The following is a 17,033-nucleotide window of genomic DNA, read 5'->3' as shown; positions in this document are numbered from 1 at the left end:
CCTCGAAATGAATCAACAAAATAAAATAGATTTACTGAATGCACTTCATCTGCTCATTGCAAACAATGTAATTAGAGAGAATGCCTATACCAGTAGATATAAAGGTTTTGTAGCAGAACTTGATTTTTTACCCTGGATGAGAAAAAACAGGCCTGCGGTTCCACTTTTTACAGGAGGTTACTTTTTACCTGCTGTGAAAGACGACGATTCTCTTTTATTTCCAGTCTACTTCACTATTTGCAATTCATCGCCAGATGAATATATAGAAATTTATAAAAAAATAGCTCTTGTTTCCTGTAAAAGTATGTTTTTTATTCAATGGGATAATTCAGTACCAGTAAATGAATGGCCTCAAATAGATGTAATGAATATTCAGTACCCTGTTCCGGTACCTCCATTTGTTTGTTACGAGTTTTCAGTGCAGGACGATTCATTTAAGGAGGTACATTTTAGTACTCTGACTAATAATTTTGCTAATAAAATACCAGGCCGTAGTGCTCATAAAATCACATCCGCAGCTTACACTGCTGCAATAAATATGCTTCTTCCGTTTGAATATAACGATATTTTAAGTATATATGTGCAGCGGCTTATATTTGATGGATATATTGGTTATGCCAAGGTTAAAGGAGTTCCGAGTGATATTGATTCTATTGTATTTTCTGAAAAATTAAATAGTTTTGCTTTAATTGAGATTAAAGAAAAGGATTTAAGTAAAACACCTCCTCAGGGATTCGGCATGGACCTTAGGCGTATAAACGCACTACTCAAATTAAGAGATATTACATGGTGGCCAACCTATTATCTGGTAAGACATATTGATAATCAGAAGAGCAGGAATTTTTTAGGCTGGAAAATGATAGGTATGTATAATTTTAATTCTAATCTGGCATCATCAGTGATTCAGGGTGGTAGCGGAATGGGAATACCCAATGGGCAATATCCAACAAGAATATGCCCAGTTAAGGAATTTAAACCATTAGAATAATTTCAGCTGTTTCTCTGCGACAATCTTTTCAGCCTTATCAAGACAGCTAACCATTTGGCCAGCAACAGCTTCAATAACTTTTACACATACAGAGTTACCGAACTGTTTATAGATCTGGCCATGTGAAACAGCATCAACTATGTAGTTCTCAGGGAAGCCCTGTAAGCGTGCACATTCGCGTGGGGTCAGTTTGCGCGGATTCTTGCCATGCTCGGCCTGTGAAATAAGGATCTCTGAGCCATCCTTATAATACCGGGCGCTTAAGGTATTGGAATATGGACTATCACCGGTATAAAGCGTATAGCCAAATCCGTTACCTTTGATTCCGTGTTCTTCCTTACGGCGCTGATGTCCTTCCCATAGACGGTCGGAAATCGTGTAGACATCTTCACTCTTTTTGAATTTAGATACGTCTTCAAGAATATCACCGAGTCGTGTCTGTGTTTTAGGAGGCACTGGCCAGCTGAAGAGTTCATCAAAGTTACACTCTTCACCAAAGTAATTCTTGTCGAAACCTACAAGGAAAATACGTTCACGGTTCTGTGGCACACCAAAATCTGCAGCGCGAAGTACCTTCACATCAACCCAGTAATTCAGTTTTTCTGAAAGTGCCTTTTTGGTTTCATCCGAAAGCTCAACTTCAAGATCAAGTTCTTCATTAAACTCACCACGTAGAATCTCAAGAATGGTTTTGAGCGTACGGCCTTTGTCATGACCCTGCAGCTGCTTCACGTTTTCGAGCAAAAATGCTTTTGGACGTTTCTCGAAGAGAATTCGCTGGATCTCGAAGAACATGGTACCGCGGGTATCCTGAAAGCCCTGACGCTTACCAGCCTGTGAAAAGGCCTGACACGGGAAACCACCCAGAAGAATGTCATGATCAGGAATATCTGCTGCCCTGATCTGTGTGATATCACCTGAAGGTAATTCACCAAAATTCGCTGCATAGGTCTTTTGTGCAAACTTGTCCCATTCGGAACTGAATACACACTTCCCTTTTAATTGCTGGAAAGGTAAACGGATTCCGCCAATACCGGCGAAAAGGTCAATAAACGTGAATTTATGCTTCTGGTCAGGACGTTCCCTGTATGGAGCTTTATCCGGCAACGCAATAATCTGCTCCCATTTTGCTTTTGTAGGAACGTGCTCGCCACTTTCCCAGCCTCTGACTGTTCTTTCACCATTCTCTTTCATATCAAGCAGCAAAGCGAACTCTTTAAGGGATAACCCCATGTTATTTCTTTTTTGTCTGATATAAGATGAATCAAGATCAACGTACTTCACAATAACTTATCCGCTTTTTGACCCGGTTATTAAACCATGATAGTCATTAAAGCGCAATCATGATTAACAGGATTTATAATGATCCATACAATAGATGACCTTATTAACCGAATATCTACTTATAAAAGTGAAATGTCTCTTACCCGAGTTCCTGGCTGGCCATCTCTAAGATTTTCAAATACGGGAAGACGCGGACTAAAAGAGTTTGAAATTTCTTTATTTTCTTTAGAAAAAACACTTATAGATATCAAAGAAAATTTTAGTATTTTTGAAGCTAACTCGGACTATATTGAAAAACCATGGCGAGATGCTTTTGCAGAATTCCTGACTGATCCGGTTGTTAATGCTCTTTCAACTGTACAGACATTGCCTTTATATTCAGTAATACATAAAGTCTTATGTGCTGTTAATGATCTTGAATATATTGAAAAACAAATGCCTCTCACCGAAGCAAATCTTGATAATACGATAGCCTTTCTAAACAGACAGGTACAACATTATACAGCTAACTTTATCCCGCCGGAAATCACCGCAAATAGTAAGACCCCGCATACAACCGGTGGCGAAAATGTTATCTATTATGGTGCTCCGGGAACTGGAAAAAGTCATTCGATTGATAAGCAAACTGATGACGACAATTCTGTTCGTACAGTGTTTCATCAGGAAACTCAGTACAGTGATTTCGTAGGATGCCTGAAACCCTCTATGAATGATGATGGTATTGAATATAGTTTCAAACACGGACCATTCATTGAAGCCTTAGTCAAGGCATTAAAGGATCCTGAACATCATTATTATCTCATCATTGAAGAAATAAACCGCGCACCTGCAGCTGCAGTTTTTGGGGAACTATTCCAGTTGCTAGACAGAGATCCAGCTGGAAAAAGTAAATATAAAATTGATATCAATGATAGGGGTTTATTGACCTTATTAACCAAAGAACTATCTGCTCCTTTGCCAGCTAATAAACTCTATATTCCGGAAAATCTTAGCCTCTACGCAACAATGAACAGTAGTGATCAGGCTGTTATGCCTCTGGATACGGCATTTAAGCGTCGCTGGAAGTTTGAATATAAACCACTTGATTTCATAACTTCACCGTTAGGTAATTTTGAAATCAACACGCAAGACGGACCTCAAACTGTAAGCTGGTCTGCCTTTGCACAGGTTGTAAACTCTATTCTTTCTTCAGAATCTATTCCTGAAGATCGCCACATGGGTCCATGGTTTGTAAATGAAACCGAGATTAAAGATCCGGAAGATGCAAAGAAAGCTTTAACAGGAAAAATCCTGATGTACCTCTGGGACGATGTTTTACGCCATAGTGAACGCTCTGTCCTTTTCCAGCAGGATATTAAAACGTTCGGTTCTTTAGTAAAGAAATTTAATGCCGGTGAAATTATTTTCTCGGAAAACTTTGAAAAAAGACTAAAAGAAGAAACTGGTAAGTAAAAATTTAGAGCGAATGATCAGGAAAAACCAGTTTGAAGAATAATCATTACCTGCTAGATAGAAACCCTGTAAATGAACTGCCCAATCCAGTTGCAGACTTTATTCAGGGTCAAGGCCTGTTGAGCTCAATTAATGGCTTGAGAGTTTCATTCTGTGGCCTTGTCTCCTATCAGGGAGAGAATTACTTCTTCTTTCCTCGGCAGTCAGATATAGAAAAGATTAAACTTGCTCCTGAACAATATACAGCTCTTCTGATGCAGGCACTTTTTAAATTTTCCCAGTATTCAAAAACACAGGTCACTAGCCCTGAAGATGGTGCTGACGAAACCGGTTTTGAAAAACTGGAGATTTTCAAATACCTGATTAAGGATTTCCAGCAACACGGCATTTTTAAGAATGAAGAAGTTCTTCTACGAAAGAATTCCGGAAAAACAGACTGGAAAAGAACCATTAACCGGTCGGTTTCTTTCCCTGACAGTTCTGGTCGCCCTGTTTATCTGGATGTTTACGGAAAACAGAGAACCTCTACCAATTCGGAAATTACACGTATTCATGCCGGAATCCTTAAACAGGTATATAAAAATTACGGGTTTATTTTTACAGGCAAGAACAAGATTCCACATTCATTAAAACAGTATGGTGAAACTGCCCTTTCTACGGATGCCCAGATTTCAGTTTTAAAGAATGAAATAAGAAATCATTTTGCGGATCGCCAGACTCTTCTTCTAAAAACGCTTATCGAGTATCTTGAAGCCTATAAGGGTAATGAGCAGAAGAACCAGATTATTGGCGTTACACGCTTTCATGTCGCTTGGGAACACATGCTTTCCAGATGCCTTGATAATGTCATTGATATTAATAGCCGGTTACCTAAACCGGTATTTATAAAACCGGATGGAACGGCAATACCGGCGAAAAAATCAGGTATGCGAACTGATATCGTGATTGAAGACAAGGCAGCTAAAAAACTGACTATTCTGGATGCCAAATATTATGAAGCAACTAGTATAGAAAATGCTCCGGGCTGGGGAGATCTCGTCAAACAGTTCTTTTATGAAAAAGCAATTTCAATAATGCCCGAATTTACAGGCTATAAATTTGAAAATGCCCTGATCTTTCCTGGGCAAAAAAACGCATTTGATAAGATTCATATGCAAGATCAGGAAACTGGTGATTATCTTGATAAAAGCTTTCCCTCTATCCAATGTGTTTATCTTGATCCAATGAGAGTTATAAAAACATATAAAGAATCGACTAGATTAGAACTAATAGGTTCAATAGCTTAGATTTTAGTAACTGCTTTTTTAAGAATTTTATCTATATTCTCAAAATGTGAAGTGTATCTTTTCTCTACTTCATTTATTATGTTTTCAGGATCTTTCACAAGTAACTTAACTGGTTCAGAACTAAGCATCATTCTATGTATATCAAATGATTCTGCAGTCCTCTGATTTTCTGAATTTATTTCAGCCCTAAAATAATTATAGCTATCATAAAAATTCTTGCTGATAATTTCTAAAATATCCAGAATCTTTTTAACTTCTCTTAGGTCACCATCTAAATCAATAAGCTCAAGTGAGTGATTTTTTAAAGCAATATTGTTAACTATTTTATAATATTCTCTGAAATACTTTTTAAAATCTTCATGATAATCAAAATCACCAATTTTAATCATCATATAAAAATTCCTATCCCGGACATCATCTATAACCCCTTTAATTTCACCATTTAATTCATTGATCTCATATAAGAGTTTTAATTTCTCACCGGTTAAATGTTGCCTCTTCCAGTCATGCAAACCGTACAGGACAGCAATCGGAGCCACTAATGCTCCAACTGCAGCGAACATGGCGATTAAATCACTTCTAGACCATTGAGGAATTTGTTTGCTATCTATCCCTAGTTCAGAAGAACTGATATGTCCAAGATGGAAATACACAACTACAAAAAAAGCAAAGAATAAAACATATAAAATAATAAGAACTATTATATGTTTTTGAAATACTGTCATTGGATTTCAACCTTTTTACTTATCATCACTACTTCAAAAATTTATTATATTTTTCTGGCAATAAGCCAAATTCGCCCCATAAAGGTTTAACTGCAAAACCAAAACCACTTTCTTTTATAATTCCCCAAAAAATTACAATCCGCCCTTTACTAGCATCTTTTTCATGAATTCCTCTACGGTCCTGGAGTTTCGATTTAATTTTTATACAAAAATCGTGAACAGATTCATGACACTTAAGTAAGGTCATTCTTAAGTAATCATCATGAGATTCACCTAAAAACCTCGAATACTGGATTTCGCCATAATAAAGCTGTGGTGCTTGTTCCTCATCTGCATCCAGCTCTTCCATTTTTTCTTTATTTATATCCTTAATATTAATCAGTATATCTTTCAGCATTAATGCCTGTTCCTTGCCTGGGAAAAGAATATAAGAATAAAATTTCTTATCAAAGTTAGTACAAAGAGCTTGAACTGACGTAATTCGGGTTGGTAAATTTAATTTCTCTCCTCTGTGTCTGGCTATCGGGACTTCAGTCAACTCACCTTCTTCATCTTCCACTGCAGTAGCATCATATGGTTCAGCTTGTCTATCAGAGTTAGTTTCTACAGGTTCCGAAGTAAACTTTGAGATGATTATTAGTTCCTCCTTTTCAATAGCTTCTTTGGCATCTTCTTCATTTTTATATCTTTTACCTTCACTCTCAGGCGTTCTTAATTTACATTTCACACTTTTATAAGAAGGAAGATGCCTGAAATAGGCTTTCACATTATTAGTCTGAATGAGTCCAGATTTTGGAACTCTAGTCAGAGGTGTTTTACATACAGGACAAAAAACATGACCTGCCATTGCTGGGTCAAATTCACTTGCTGTTATATGAGCTGAATTATTAATTAACTCCTCAGGATCTCCATTTTCAAAGTTCCAGTCCTCACTGTAGTAAGCCGTTTCAATTTTTGGTTTTGATGTCATAATAATATTCTTTCTTATCAGTTATGTATAAGCATTACTCTACAACTTATAAATATATTTTGGAATATTTAGTTAAAAACATAAATTGTTCCTTCATTTTTAGTTAGCAATGCCATAACTGTGAAATGAATTTTCAAAGTCATAGAGGCTTGCTTCGCATTTATAAATATTTAAGTTTTATTGCATTTAAGATGAAAATGATTAGGATGTATCTTTTTACAATAAGTTATTGATATGTCTCATAAACAAAAAATTAAAATTTCTAAAAAATTTGCTACTAAATTTGAAAACTATATTTTATCAACCAGAAGAATTTTTCATATTTCTACTGACCCCTCTTATGATGAGAAACTTTATTTTAAAGATTCTTATTTTGGTTCTTATGGTACTGGTACACTTTTAAAAAAAGGTATGAAGTTTTTTTTATTAACAGCTCGTCATGTTTTAGCAACATATTTAGATGAACCTTTATCAAATACTTCACCATTTAGGATAACCAGTCACAGCTCAAAATCTTTTGATAATACTCTAGATTTCTTATATCCCAAGAAAATTTGGGAAATTGGAAAACTGATACCAGAATATGATTATTACGATTTCGAAGATGTAGTCTTGGTTGAACTCTTTAATCCGGCTCCTGGTCAAATTGTAGATCACTATATCGATATGGATAAAGTGGAAGTGTTGGAAATGATGAACTACCAAGATGGTGATATATTATCAGATATAGGTTTTTCCGCACATTCGAATCCTTATTATTATGATGGTGATAATGAGGCTCTTCCTTTTGATGAAGAGAAATTTACATCCAGTACTACATACAAATGTGACATGATTCGTGGGATTTTAAGAGAAAATGAGTTCACATTTCATTTTGAGAAAATGAATTATTTAGATATAGATACAAATGGTATGTCCGGTGGATTAATTGTTGTGTTGAATGAAGTAGGTGATTCACGGTTAATTGGTATGCATATACGCGGAAGCACAGAAAGTAGTGATATACATTTTTTGCCAATGTGTAAAATTATCAAAGCAGCAAAAAATTATTTATATGCTCCTTTTAAGGTAATTGATTACTGTTATTACGATAATCTTAAAGAACAAACTCATGTTGGAGGAATAGGCAGAGAGTTTGAGAAATACGCTAAAAGTTTACCAAAATCTAAATTGAGACAAAATTCAGATAATCCTGAATTGGCACACTTAGATAATTTTGCTGATTATGTTGTAGAAAATAAAGAAAGGATACTGGTTAATGCTTTAGATTTAGCTGAAATAAAAGGTACAAAACAAAATTATATCGATTTACTTATGTTTATCTATGCTAATGAAAGACATAGACAAGAACGGATAAAAGTAGGCCGACCATAGTTGTCCTGCTATCTCGTTAAAATAGTACTTATAAAATTAAAATATTATTATATAAAATTGCATATTCTTCTGACTGGCTATCTAGCCATATTCGAAATCTTTCTATTTCTGAAGAAACAAAAATTTTCTCGCCCACTTCTGCACATAACCAACTATTCGTAATAAATATTCCAGTATCTCTTAAGCCAATAAAGGGTAAGGTCCTTAAAACATCAAAGAAAATTTCTACATCTATCCCAGCATTACTTAAAGTTTCTTTAAATTCTTCAATATTATCCACTCCTCCCTTAAAAAATATTAGATTAATATAATCTGTATATTCTGAGTTTAATTCTATAGGTTGAAACATACTTGAAGGCTTCTTAAATTCCTGATAATTTTCATCATCATATTCAACAAAAAAACCCTCCCATGTTTTATTCTTCTTTTTATAAATTTCAAAAAATGGAAATAGATTTTCTTTTTCTTGATCATCTCCATAAGGAAATTGAATATTTAAGACAATTCCAATTTTTGCCCATATTTTTTCAATCATAATCCGAGCTGGATTTTCTGTAAAAGAGCACATATAGGCCCAAGCATTAGTATCTCTATGTATAGTGCACCAATAAGGTAATCCTGTGGTTTTTAAAATACCTCCATTAGCAGTGGTAATTAATGTAGGTAAATCAAAAATTCTGAATCCTCTACTTGGATTACTATCATGGATAGCAAAAATGATTGTTTTTAAGGCTGTTCTTAGCCCAGAAATAGTTTTATATCCTTCATGACCATGTACGATCGTTACTGGCATGATCATCTCAGTTAATAAAGCTTGTGCTATTTTAAAATCCTCTTGATTCAACTTTTTTAAATCTTCAAATTTTTCAAACCGAAAACCCATTAAATAACTAAAATGTAAAGAAAAATTATCAAAATAGTTTTCAAAATCCTCTGATTCTAAAACTTCATCAACATAATCATACATAGTCATTTTAATTTCACTTAAATGGACAAGAGCTTCTTCCAAGGCAGTCTTTGTAAGATTTTTCTTTACTTCAAAAATAGCTAAAACATTTTTAATTTCATAAACATATGAACTTGTTAAACCGAATTGTTCACCATCTCCATGTACTAACATGCAATCAATCTGATGGGGAACTAATTTTTCTCCTACTTTTATAAAACCCGATACTACTTTTAACCCATGTAAATCAGGTAAAACATATTTTTGACTTAAGCCTTGTTTAGTTATTTCTTCATATGCTTCTCCAAGCGTAGGCATATGAGGCATATCAAAATCAGCTATTTTCTGTCTCTCAAATTCAAAAAACTGTTTTAGTAAATCCACTATATCTTTAATCATTATAATTGCCACAACCTATTAATATTAATATATTATTTTATTCTTAATAAATAATAAACCCATACCGACAATGCAACACAGCCAATCCACACTTAACATCACTACGTGCATCTGACTGAGAACGATCTTCTCTCACCATTTCAGGCCATGACTGTCCACGGAAGTAACGATCAATAATCGCGTCCATCCATTCATCCATAACTTCACTCTGCCCCATTAAATCTAAAACTAACCGTTGTACAGCACGGGCTTCATTGTCATCAATCTGGCACTGGGTTTTAGATTTAGTTTTACGGAATGGATCTGATTCACTCACAAAATAATTCGCAATAATCTCCCGTTGTTTCTTCTTACCCAACCGTTTTAAACGGCGCTGCTTTTCAGCTTCTACCATTGCTGAGGCAATTGGGTTGCTATATGCGCCAGAAGGAATACCGGTAAAGCTCTTTTGATCTAACCATGCACCGAACTGATATAACCAGCCTTCCAGATCGAACCGAGACCAGTCCACTGAGTGCATAACATGCTTCTTATCGATCATTAGTGTCATTCATTCCCCCAACCATTTTCTCTATCTGCTGAACCGCTAAACCTGACTTCACTTGCTCTGTACTGAACCTTAAAACTGTAAAACCCATCATTGCAGCCGAGTTATATTTCTCCATATCCCCGATGTAACCTTTGCCCCTTGTGTGACGTCCACCACCTGCCATCCAGATCCCACCTTCAACCTCTACCAAAATCTTTGTGCCCGTAATAAAAAAATCTGCTCTCCATTTGCGTTTCGGATGGAATTTGTATTCCTGCTCAAAACTGATCTTGCATGCTCTTAAGTGCGTGGCCAGTACCGTCTCACCTTCACTTGGCTGTCTGGTACATTGCTTTGCTGAACGGCGTTTCTTTGTCTTCACTGGAAATAATTCACGGTATTCAGCTAAACTCATACTAGACATGCAAAGCCCCTTCAAATGCGTAGAGCTCACCATCCAAGAGCGCTACGTTGACATCGTAGAGGTCTGTCATGCTGCCCCCTGCAATCAGCCTTTGAACCCAACTTGCTTGAGATACGGTTCCCATTGTTTGGCCTGAGCTGGATCACTGAGTTTTACGGCGATACGTGCTGCGAGTTGATCGTAGCTTTCCCCTGCAGCTGCAAACTGGCTTGCGAACTCAGGATGCTGCGAAAGTTTTTGAGCGAAGCTGTGAACCTGTTTGTCGCTTAACTGGTGCGGTGCGCTCGGCGAGCATCGAACCTGCGACCCTGAATTCCGGAAAGCTGCCTGTTCATGTGCTTGGTATTTTCCACATGCGTTGATTAACCAATCTGCAAAGTGGTAATGCATGAGCTCATCACAAAGATTCTTCTCTGCGTTGTAGAGTTCAAATGCTCGAAGCTCCCGATCAAACCAAGTCGCGTTTTTGATCTGCTCGTAAGTTTCCTGATCAGTTGCCAAACGAATTTCTTCACCAAGTTTTTTCAAACTCAACCATGTTTTTTTATTTTTAGATTCTTCTGAAAGATTCTTTAAAAGATTCCGTGTCCCAACGTTGGGACCGTTTACCGGAATTGTTGGGACTCTTTCATGGAATTGTTGGAACTGTTCCACTGTTGGGACTGTTCCAACGTTGGTACTCTTTCCATCTAAATTTTCACCTTCTAACGGTCCCATTGTTGGGACTGTATCTTCACGACCAACTACACCATTCAAGCGGTAAACGACCACCTGTTTTGTCTGACCTTTGCGCTCTCCAGTATCAGTAATTAATCCATCATCGGAGAGTTCAGCAAGAATCTTCATCACAGTTTTTCTGTCAATTTTACAGTCCGCTGCTAAACGTTTAGCGCTTGGATAACAGGTATGATCTTCACTTGCGCGATCAGCCATAGATAGCAAAACAACTAGTTTCAAAGCGGGTAATGAGCCGCCTTTCTTTGTCGGGATAGAAACTTTCCAAGCCCAATTAGTGGCATCAAGGCTCATAAATCCCCCTTGGTATCAAATACCGGTTCCAGTAAGGACTTTAGATCACGAACTTGCCTCTCCATATGATTTATTGAACTCTCAACGACACCTTTCATTTTGTAAACGGTTTGATCAACGTCTAACAACTGCATCTTTTCACTTAGACGTCTTTTAATTGTCCAGACTGCAACGTTATGATGAAGACCAAGTAGGTCACATAGTTCTTTCTTTACGATCTCAAGTTCATCTAATTCACGTTTGTAGTGTTCAGCAGCTTTAAAGACATCCAGTTGATTAATCTTTTCTTGTAGATATTTGGTCTTGGTTTCAAGCCGACTCTTGGCAGTATCAAAATCAGATAATAAATAGGCTAATTCTTTGCCATATTTCTTTTCGATTTGATTGTGTACCGTATATAAATTCATTGTCATTTTTCTATGTCGACCTAAAGAACGATCAACACCATCAATAACTAACTTGATCCAGAAATCAGCCGATAGATCATTTTTCACAGGTAATAAGGTTGGGCCCTTTACCATCCGCCATCCCTTTTCACTACGGACAATTAATCCACAACCTTTAGGGATATCCTCTTTTGAAACCAAACCTTTAGGTACGGCAAAAATTACACCGCTGGCAAATTTCAAGTAACTTTGCCATTTACCTTTTGTGATGTCCGACCGAAAGTCTGCAACAGATACCTTGCATTCATAAGCAATCGGCTTGAAATTGGCATAGGATTTAGGAATCGTATATACATCAGGTCTCGGTGAGCCAGCAGAACCTAATTGCATATCAGTCCATATAATTCGGTCAGAGTTCTGCATTAGATATTCTGCTAAGTCGTGAGCTAGTTGATCATGTCCCCATTTCATTTAAGACACCTCCGCCCGTGCTAATTCTTCTGCAGTTAATCGGCGTTTTGCTTCTAACTCAGCAATTGATGCTGATCTAAAAAATTGAACTGGTAGAGCTAACTGCTTCCCGCATACTGACTTAACAAAAAGTCGTTTAGGGGTACTGTAGTAAAATCCAAACACTTCAAAAATTTCTTTATGATCCAGCTCATTAACAACCACCATGTCACCTACTACAAATTCTTCTGAGTTGAGTTCAATTGGTTGTTCTGATAAATTAGTTTGCATATTCATGGGTTCCTAAATTTGTGAATACGAAACCACTCCTGTTCCCGCAGGTAGTGGTTTTTTAATGCTCTAAATTTGACTGTGTATTCTCATGGCATCCTCTGGCATCTCTTGTTTCCTTGGGATGACCCCACACTTTTCGCATACGATTGAACTTGCGTCTCTCCACCAAGAGTTTTTCTATGCAAGCTTCACGTATCCAGTCTGCTTTCGTCATGTCGCTGGCATTAGCCACGCCTTCGATGGATTCATCAGTCAAGTCATTAAATTTGACCGTTACAGGGTTATCGAGCTTTCCACCTAGAAAGCCCAATTCTCTTGCTTCATTCATTTCATCGGTTCTCATGAAAAGAGCAGCTCCCTTGCCTTATAAAAATCATGTAGGAATTACTTCATTCCTACGCTCTATATTTTTTGACTTACGAGGATTACCAATCTCAAGAATCTCTTGTTCTGTAAAGTTTTCGCATAACTGGGCTATCGAATTTGAATAGTTGCTTTCTCCTGTGTACTCAGAACGTGGCAAACAGTTCTTTTCAATCCATTTATAAATAGACCTTTCACTTAATTGGACAGCAAATGCAACAGCACAAACTCCACCAGCATCATTAATGACTTCTTTTATGGTGCTCATTTTCAACCTAATAATGAACTATTGGTTCAACTTTAACAGGAACTGATAGTTCTTTCAATAACATTTAGTATTGAACCAATGGTTCATAATGGTGATGCTATGACTTCACAAACTGATTTCGTCAAACAAGAGTTTGCTAAAAGGCTTCATAAGGCAATGGATGCCGCGGCTTACCCTATTAGAGGAAGAGCTCGAGTATTAAGTCGTGAATTTAATATTTCTGATAAAGGCGCAGGAAAATGGCTAAATGGCGATGCTATACCAGAAACATCAAAAATCCCTTTAATAGCTTATTTTCTTAATGTAAATTCTGAATGGCTATTGTCCGGTACTGGAAGCATGAATAAAGAAACAGTAACGGGTGACAGATATTTAGATAACAACATAAATCTTGATGAAAAAATTGAAATTTCTGAAAAATTAATTCCTGTAATTTCTTGGGTAGCCGCTGGCACGTGGAGCTCAATTGACTCTGTGCCATTAGATACTGAATTCGATGAATGGTTACCTCCAAATCCTAAATGTGGCAAAAATGGGTACGGATTAATTGTGAAGGGCGAATCTATGTCTCCCAAATTTGAACCAAATGATCGTATATATGTTAATCCTGATTTTCCCGTAAGTGATTTAAAGACAGGGGATTTAGTAATTGTAGCTTGTGAAGGTGAAAATGAAGCAACATTTAAAAAGTTAGTTATTGAAACTGATGGAATGTATTTAGAGGCATTAAATCCTAAATGGCATGAAAAAATTATTGAACTTCATAAAGGCTGTAAGTTAATTGGTAAAGTTGTAGGTTTGTTCAGAGACATTTAAAAAGATAACTATATTATGAATAGAGAAAAATATATTTCTTACATTAATGAAAAATTAAGTGTATTAATTGTGCAGATTGAGAATTATGGCATCTTGAATATATCCATAATCAATATAGTTTCAGAAGATTTTTTCTGTGAGCTTTTTAATATTTTATTTGATTTAAATTTACAAAACGTTAATTTCAACTGTTCTAATTATGTTTCTATAGATCTAAAAGATGAACAAAAAAAAATTGCTATACAAATTACATCTAATAATAGTAAAGCTAAATATATTGAAACTGTCAATAAATTTATTTCCAATAGATTGAGTGAAAAATTTGAAAAACTATATATCTATAATATTACTAAAAAGAAGAAGCACAAAGAAGAAATTATCAAAATTGGAGATAATACTTATTTTAATAGTAGAAATCATATACTAGATAGAGAAGATTTAATAAAGAGAATTAATAGTTTACCAATAGATAAATTAAATGATTTACATATTTACTTCCAAAAGAACTTCGAAAAAAACTATGAAAATGAGAAAAATAATAATAAATTTGAAAATTGCAAGGAGGTAAATACTTTCTTAAGTATTATTGAGGTTCTTTCAGATGATGAAAACTATATTGAATGTAACACTTATAGTGAAAAACCTGATCCCGAATATAAAATATATAACCGTTTCTCTGATCATAGTCATTTTATAATTAGTACTTACACAAGTTTATTTATTCTTTATGAAGGTATATACAAGAGCTTAGAAGATAATTTTCAGATTAGTTCTAATAAACAAAGAAAAATGGAAATTTTTTTAAGAACTATTAGTAATCAAATTTTAATAGATTCTAATAATAATCCTCAATTGGCATTTAATAATTTAACAGATTTTTTTATTGAAAAGTTGACTAAAAAGAATGTAGAGTATGATGATGGAGCTATTAGATTTTCTCTTATAAAACAGCTTATTGCATGTAATGTTTTTCCTCAAGAGGCCTTTATTCAGCAGGCATTAATATGAATAATATGTTTGTTAAAACAGAAAATTTAAATTTTGCACCACCAATTGTTGGTGCACAAATACTGCAACTCTTCAAAGATAAAAAAACAAATAAAATCAATATATTAGATATAATGAAACACTTAAAATCTCAAAAAAAAATAAGTCCCAAAACACTATATAATGCATTAATATTTCTATATACTATTGATCTTATTGACTTTAATGAACCATATGTTTTTTTGAAAAATGAAACTTAATAAACTGTATAGTGTGCCTGAAATCTTCTCACCAATAAATTTTTACTCAGGTATGAATATTATTTTAGGTGATAAAAATGATACTACAGTAAAAACGAATGGTGTAGGTAAATCACTGTGTGTCGATTTCATTAACTTTTGCCTATTAAAAACTTATAAGGATACAAGACACTCAAAAATACCAAAGCATTTGCTAAACGACAGTTTTATATGTCTAAACTTTGATCTAAAAAATAAAAATATTACTATTAAGAGGTCAAGTAAAAATCCTAATCATATTTTTTTCAAAGTAGATAACAAAATTGTTGAATTTATTAAGTTAGAAGATGCAAAAGATTATCTTAATAACTTATATTTTAATGATAGCAACCATTACCCAAGTTTTAGAACTTTAATGGGACCTATCATTAGAGATGAGTCCTCTGAATTCAAATCAATAATTAACTGTTATGATACTCAAAAAAGAATTCCACCTGATTACTCCCCTCACCTATACTTCTTTGGGATAAATCCTCAGCCCTATAAAGAAGTCAAAAATATAATATCTGAAATTGGTTCTGTAAAAAATTTAAAAGCTAAAATTAAAAAAGATATTAAAACTCTTACAGGTCTAAATTTTAATGAAGCTCATGCTGTATACAATGAATTAAATTCAGAAATATTAAACTTACAAAATAACATCGATAACCTTCAGTTTGCTGATAGTTTTGAAGACGCAAAATTACTTCTTCTAAACTTAGAAAATCAAATTAAAGCTATTAAAAGTGAGATTGCTATACATAAAAGTGAATTAAAAAAAATTAATCTTTTTTCCGGTGATAACTATATAAATATTAATGAAGTGGCTGAGACTTATAAGTTTTACTCTCAATCTCTTGGAGATTTAGTTTCTAAAAATTTGGAAGAAATAATTTCATTTAAAAATAGTATTGATAATTTTCAGAAAAGTATATTGAGTACGAGAACGGAATATTTAAAAAGTACAATAAAGAAATTAGAAGATGAATGTGATATATTGGAAAGTAAATTTCATGAACAAGTAAAACTATTAGATGATAAAAACTTATTCAGTACACTTAAAATTTCGATTGGAGAATATCATAGAAAACTTTCAGAACAATTATCTTTATTAAATCTTATTAAATCTTATGATAAATTTGAAAATGAATTAAAAAAACTTAATGCTCTCAAAGCTAATGCTCTACTAGATCTCAATCAGTTTATTTTAGAAAATGAAAAATCTATAAAGAAATTTGAATCAAATTTATTATCTATTTATCAGATAGTTATGAAGAATCAAAAATGTTCTTTCAATATTCAAACTAATAATACGAAAGAAATTTTAGATTTTAATCTTAGAATTTCTGATGATGGTAGTCATAGTGTAGATAGAGAAAAGGTTTTTTTATATGATATTTCACTATTAATAACGGATGAATTTAAATATAGACATCCAAATTTTCTTATTCATGATAATATTTTTGATATGGATCAAGATACTGCTGATAAAAACTTTAACTTCTTATTAGAATATTTTTGTGATCTTTTCAATAATTTTGACAAACAATATATTTTCACATTAAGTATTGATAAATATAATATTGATTTCATAAATAGTGGTGATATTGATATTTATACTATTGCAAGATTTACTAAAAATAAAAAATTCCTTAATTTTAATTATAGTGAAATTGATTAAACACAAACAAAATAAGTTGAACTGATAGTTCTTGACTAATTTGAACTATTGGTTCATATTTATCTCGTAGACAACAAAAAGCCCCGAAACTTTGGACGGAGACG

Annotated in this window: 19 protein-coding genes; 8 read left to right on the top strand and 11 right to left on the bottom strand. The window is 34.3% G+C overall.

Annotated elements, in window-relative coordinates:
* Positions 1-7: 7 nt before the first annotated feature.
* Positions 8-988 (top strand): hypothetical protein, encoded by a 981-nt coding sequence (locus BMW38_RS02840; RefSeq protein WP_092705724.1) that lies wholly within the window; start codon positions 8-10, stop codon positions 986-988.
* On the opposite strand, the gene dcm is transcribed toward BMW38_RS02840, so the two are convergent.
* A complete protein-coding gene (gene dcm / locus BMW38_RS02835; RefSeq protein WP_213031088.1) occupies positions 980-2,272 on the bottom strand; it encodes a DNA (cytosine-5-)-methyltransferase in 1,293 nt (430 codons plus the stop codon). The genes BMW38_RS02840 and dcm overlap by 9 nt on opposite strands.
* A gap of 78 nt (positions 2,273-2,350) precedes the next feature.
* On the opposite strand from dcm, the gene BMW38_RS02830 reads away from it, so the two are divergent.
* Together BMW38_RS02830 and BMW38_RS02825 are read left to right on the top strand one after the other, a co-directional pair.
* Positions 2,351-3,724: an McrB family protein gene (locus BMW38_RS02830; protein WP_092705722.1), complete on the top strand. Its 1,374-nt coding sequence runs from the start codon at positions 2,351-2,353 to the stop codon at positions 3,722-3,724.
* A gap of 32 nt (positions 3,725-3,756) precedes the next feature.
* Positions 3,757-5,010 (top strand): LlaJI family restriction endonuclease, encoded by a 1,254-nt coding sequence (locus BMW38_RS02825; protein ID WP_092705721.1) that lies wholly within the window; start codon positions 3,757-3,759, stop codon positions 5,008-5,010.
* On the opposite strand, the gene BMW38_RS02820 is transcribed toward BMW38_RS02825, so the two are convergent.
* Together BMW38_RS02820 and BMW38_RS02815 are read right to left on the bottom strand one after the other, a co-directional pair.
* A complete protein-coding gene (locus tag BMW38_RS02820) occupies positions 5,007-5,735 on the bottom strand; it encodes a hypothetical protein (RefSeq protein ID WP_092705720.1) in 729 nt (242 codons plus the stop codon). The genes BMW38_RS02825 and BMW38_RS02820 overlap by 4 nt on opposite strands.
* 28 nt (positions 5,736-5,763) lie before the next feature.
* Complete coding sequence (locus tag BMW38_RS02815; protein WP_092705719.1) at positions 5,764-6,705, bottom strand: hypothetical protein; 942 nt, start codon at positions 6,703-6,705, stop codon at positions 5,764-5,766.
* Positions 6,706-6,939: 234 nt separating this feature from the next.
* On the opposite strand from BMW38_RS02815, the gene BMW38_RS02810 reads away from it, so the two are divergent.
* Entirely contained in the window at positions 6,940-8,079 is a 1,140-nt protein-coding gene (locus BMW38_RS02810) for a hypothetical protein (RefSeq protein ID WP_092705718.1), read from the top strand.
* Between the two features lie 28 nt (positions 8,080-8,107).
* Here BMW38_RS02810 and BMW38_RS02805 read toward each other — a convergent pair whose 3' ends face one another.
* The 8 genes from BMW38_RS02805 to BMW38_RS02770 form a co-directional block, all read right to left on the bottom strand.
* Positions 8,108-9,424, bottom strand: coding sequence for a DUF6602 domain-containing protein (locus tag BMW38_RS02805; RefSeq protein WP_092705717.1), 1,317 nt, complete (start codon positions 9,422-9,424; stop codon positions 8,108-8,110).
* 43 nt (positions 9,425-9,467) lie between these two features.
* Positions 9,468-9,974, bottom strand: coding sequence for a hypothetical protein (locus BMW38_RS02800; RefSeq protein WP_092705716.1), 507 nt, complete (start codon positions 9,972-9,974; stop codon positions 9,468-9,470).
* Complete coding sequence (locus BMW38_RS02795; protein WP_092705715.1) at positions 9,955-10,377, bottom strand: DUF559 domain-containing protein; 423 nt, start codon at positions 10,375-10,377, stop codon at positions 9,955-9,957. Before BMW38_RS02795 ends, BMW38_RS02800 begins: the two co-directional genes overlap by 20 nt.
* A gap of 84 nt (positions 10,378-10,461) precedes the next feature.
* Entirely contained in the window at positions 10,462-11,406 is a 945-nt protein-coding gene (locus BMW38_RS02790) for a helix-turn-helix domain-containing protein (RefSeq protein ID WP_092705714.1), read from the bottom strand.
* Positions 11,403-12,263, bottom strand: coding sequence for an MmcB family DNA repair protein (locus BMW38_RS02785; RefSeq protein WP_092705713.1), 861 nt, complete (start codon positions 12,261-12,263; stop codon positions 11,403-11,405). Before BMW38_RS02785 ends, BMW38_RS02790 begins: the two co-directional genes overlap by 4 nt.
* On the bottom strand, positions 12,264-12,539 hold the full coding sequence (locus BMW38_RS02780) for a hypothetical protein (RefSeq protein WP_244524328.1): 276 nt from the start codon (positions 12,537-12,539) through the stop codon (positions 12,264-12,266).
* A gap of 55 nt (positions 12,540-12,594) precedes the next feature.
* On the bottom strand, positions 12,595-12,879 hold the full coding sequence (locus BMW38_RS02775; protein WP_086378012.1) for a hypothetical protein: 285 nt from the start codon (positions 12,877-12,879) through the stop codon (positions 12,595-12,597).
* Between the two features lie 30 nt (positions 12,880-12,909).
* Positions 12,910-13,167, bottom strand: coding sequence for a hypothetical protein (locus tag BMW38_RS02770; protein WP_092705711.1), 258 nt, complete (start codon positions 13,165-13,167; stop codon positions 12,910-12,912).
* A gap of 99 nt (positions 13,168-13,266) precedes the next feature.
* On the opposite strand from BMW38_RS02770, the gene BMW38_RS02765 reads away from it, so the two are divergent.
* The 4 genes from BMW38_RS02765 to BMW38_RS02750 are packed head-to-tail and all read left to right on the top strand — an operon-like array spanning position 13,267 to position 16,929.
* Positions 13,267-13,983, top strand: a complete 717-nt coding sequence (locus BMW38_RS02765) for a LexA family protein (protein ID WP_244524327.1) — start codon at positions 13,267-13,269, stop codon at positions 13,981-13,983.
* Positions 13,984-13,998: 15 nt separating this feature from the next.
* The gene (locus BMW38_RS02760) at positions 13,999-14,991 is read left to right on the top strand and encodes an SMEK domain-containing protein (RefSeq protein ID WP_092705709.1); all 993 of its coding nucleotides are present in this window, start codon (positions 13,999-14,001) and stop codon (positions 14,989-14,991) included.
* Positions 14,988-15,230: an ABC-three component system middle component 6 gene (locus tag BMW38_RS02755; protein ID WP_092705708.1), complete on the top strand. Its 243-nt coding sequence runs from the start codon at positions 14,988-14,990 to the stop codon at positions 15,228-15,230. The genes BMW38_RS02760 and BMW38_RS02755 overlap by 4 nt, the downstream gene beginning before the upstream one ends.
* The gene (locus BMW38_RS02750) at positions 15,220-16,929 is read left to right on the top strand and encodes a DUF2326 domain-containing protein (protein ID WP_092705707.1); all 1,710 of its coding nucleotides are present in this window, start codon (positions 15,220-15,222) and stop codon (positions 16,927-16,929) included. The genes BMW38_RS02755 and BMW38_RS02750 overlap by 11 nt, the downstream gene beginning before the upstream one ends.
* Positions 16,930-17,033 lie beyond the last annotated feature (104 nt).

This window comes from Acinetobacter sp. yr461 (assembly GCF_900110445.1).
GTDB classification, from domain to species: Bacteria; Pseudomonadota; Gammaproteobacteria; order Pseudomonadales; family Moraxellaceae; genus Acinetobacter; species Acinetobacter calcoaceticus.
Note: the sequence above shows the minus strand (reverse complement) of the source record. Positions and strands in the feature narration are given on the sequence as shown.

Excerpts from the sequence above, each read along its gene's own strand:
- BMW38_RS02840 (WP_092705724.1), top strand. The coding sequence starts at position 8 with ATGAATCAACAAAATAAAATAGATTTACTGAATGCACTTCATCTGCTC.
- BMW38_RS02830 (WP_092705722.1), top strand. The coding sequence starts at position 2,351 with ATGATCCATACAATAGATGACCTTATTAACCGAATATCTACTTATAAA.
- BMW38_RS02820 (WP_092705720.1), bottom strand. The coding sequence starts at position 5,735 with ATGACAGTATTTCAAAAACATATAATAGTTCTTATTATTTTATATGTT.
- BMW38_RS02815 (WP_092705719.1), bottom strand. The coding sequence starts at position 6,705 with ATGACATCAAAACCAAAAATTGAAACGGCTTACTACAGTGAGGACTGG.
- BMW38_RS02810 (WP_092705718.1), top strand. The coding sequence starts at position 6,940 with ATGTCTCATAAACAAAAAATTAAAATTTCTAAAAAATTTGCTACTAAA.
- BMW38_RS02805 (WP_092705717.1), bottom strand. The coding sequence starts at position 9,424 with ATGATTAAAGATATAGTGGATTTACTAAAACAGTTTTTTGAATTTGAG.
- BMW38_RS02800 (WP_092705716.1), bottom strand. The coding sequence starts at position 9,974 with ATGACACTAATGATCGATAAGAAGCATGTTATGCACTCAGTGGACTGG.
- BMW38_RS02795 (WP_092705715.1), bottom strand. The coding sequence starts at position 10,377 with ATGTCTAGTATGAGTTTAGCTGAATACCGTGAATTATTTCCAGTGAAG.
- BMW38_RS02790 (WP_092705714.1), bottom strand. The coding sequence starts at position 11,406 with ATGAGCCTTGATGCCACTAATTGGGCTTGGAAAGTTTCTATCCCGACA.
- BMW38_RS02785 (WP_092705713.1), bottom strand. The coding sequence starts at position 12,263 with ATGAAATGGGGACATGATCAACTAGCTCACGACTTAGCAGAATATCTA.
- BMW38_RS02780 (WP_244524328.1), bottom strand. The coding sequence starts at position 12,539 with ATGAATATGCAAACTAATTTATCAGAACAACCAATTGAACTCAACTCA.
- BMW38_RS02775 (WP_086378012.1), bottom strand. The coding sequence starts at position 12,879 with ATGAGAACCGATGAAATGAATGAAGCAAGAGAATTGGGCTTTCTAGGT.
- BMW38_RS02770 (WP_092705711.1), bottom strand. The coding sequence starts at position 13,167 with ATGAGCACCATAAAAGAAGTCATTAATGATGCTGGTGGAGTTTGTGCT.
- BMW38_RS02765 (WP_244524327.1), top strand. The coding sequence starts at position 13,267 with ATGACTTCACAAACTGATTTCGTCAAACAAGAGTTTGCTAAAAGGCTT.
- BMW38_RS02760 (WP_092705709.1), top strand. The coding sequence starts at position 13,999 with ATGAATAGAGAAAAATATATTTCTTACATTAATGAAAAATTAAGTGTA.
- BMW38_RS02755 (WP_092705708.1), top strand. The coding sequence starts at position 14,988 with ATGAATAATATGTTTGTTAAAACAGAAAATTTAAATTTTGCACCACCA.
- BMW38_RS02750 (WP_092705707.1), top strand. The coding sequence starts at position 15,220 with ATGAAACTTAATAAACTGTATAGTGTGCCTGAAATCTTCTCACCAATA.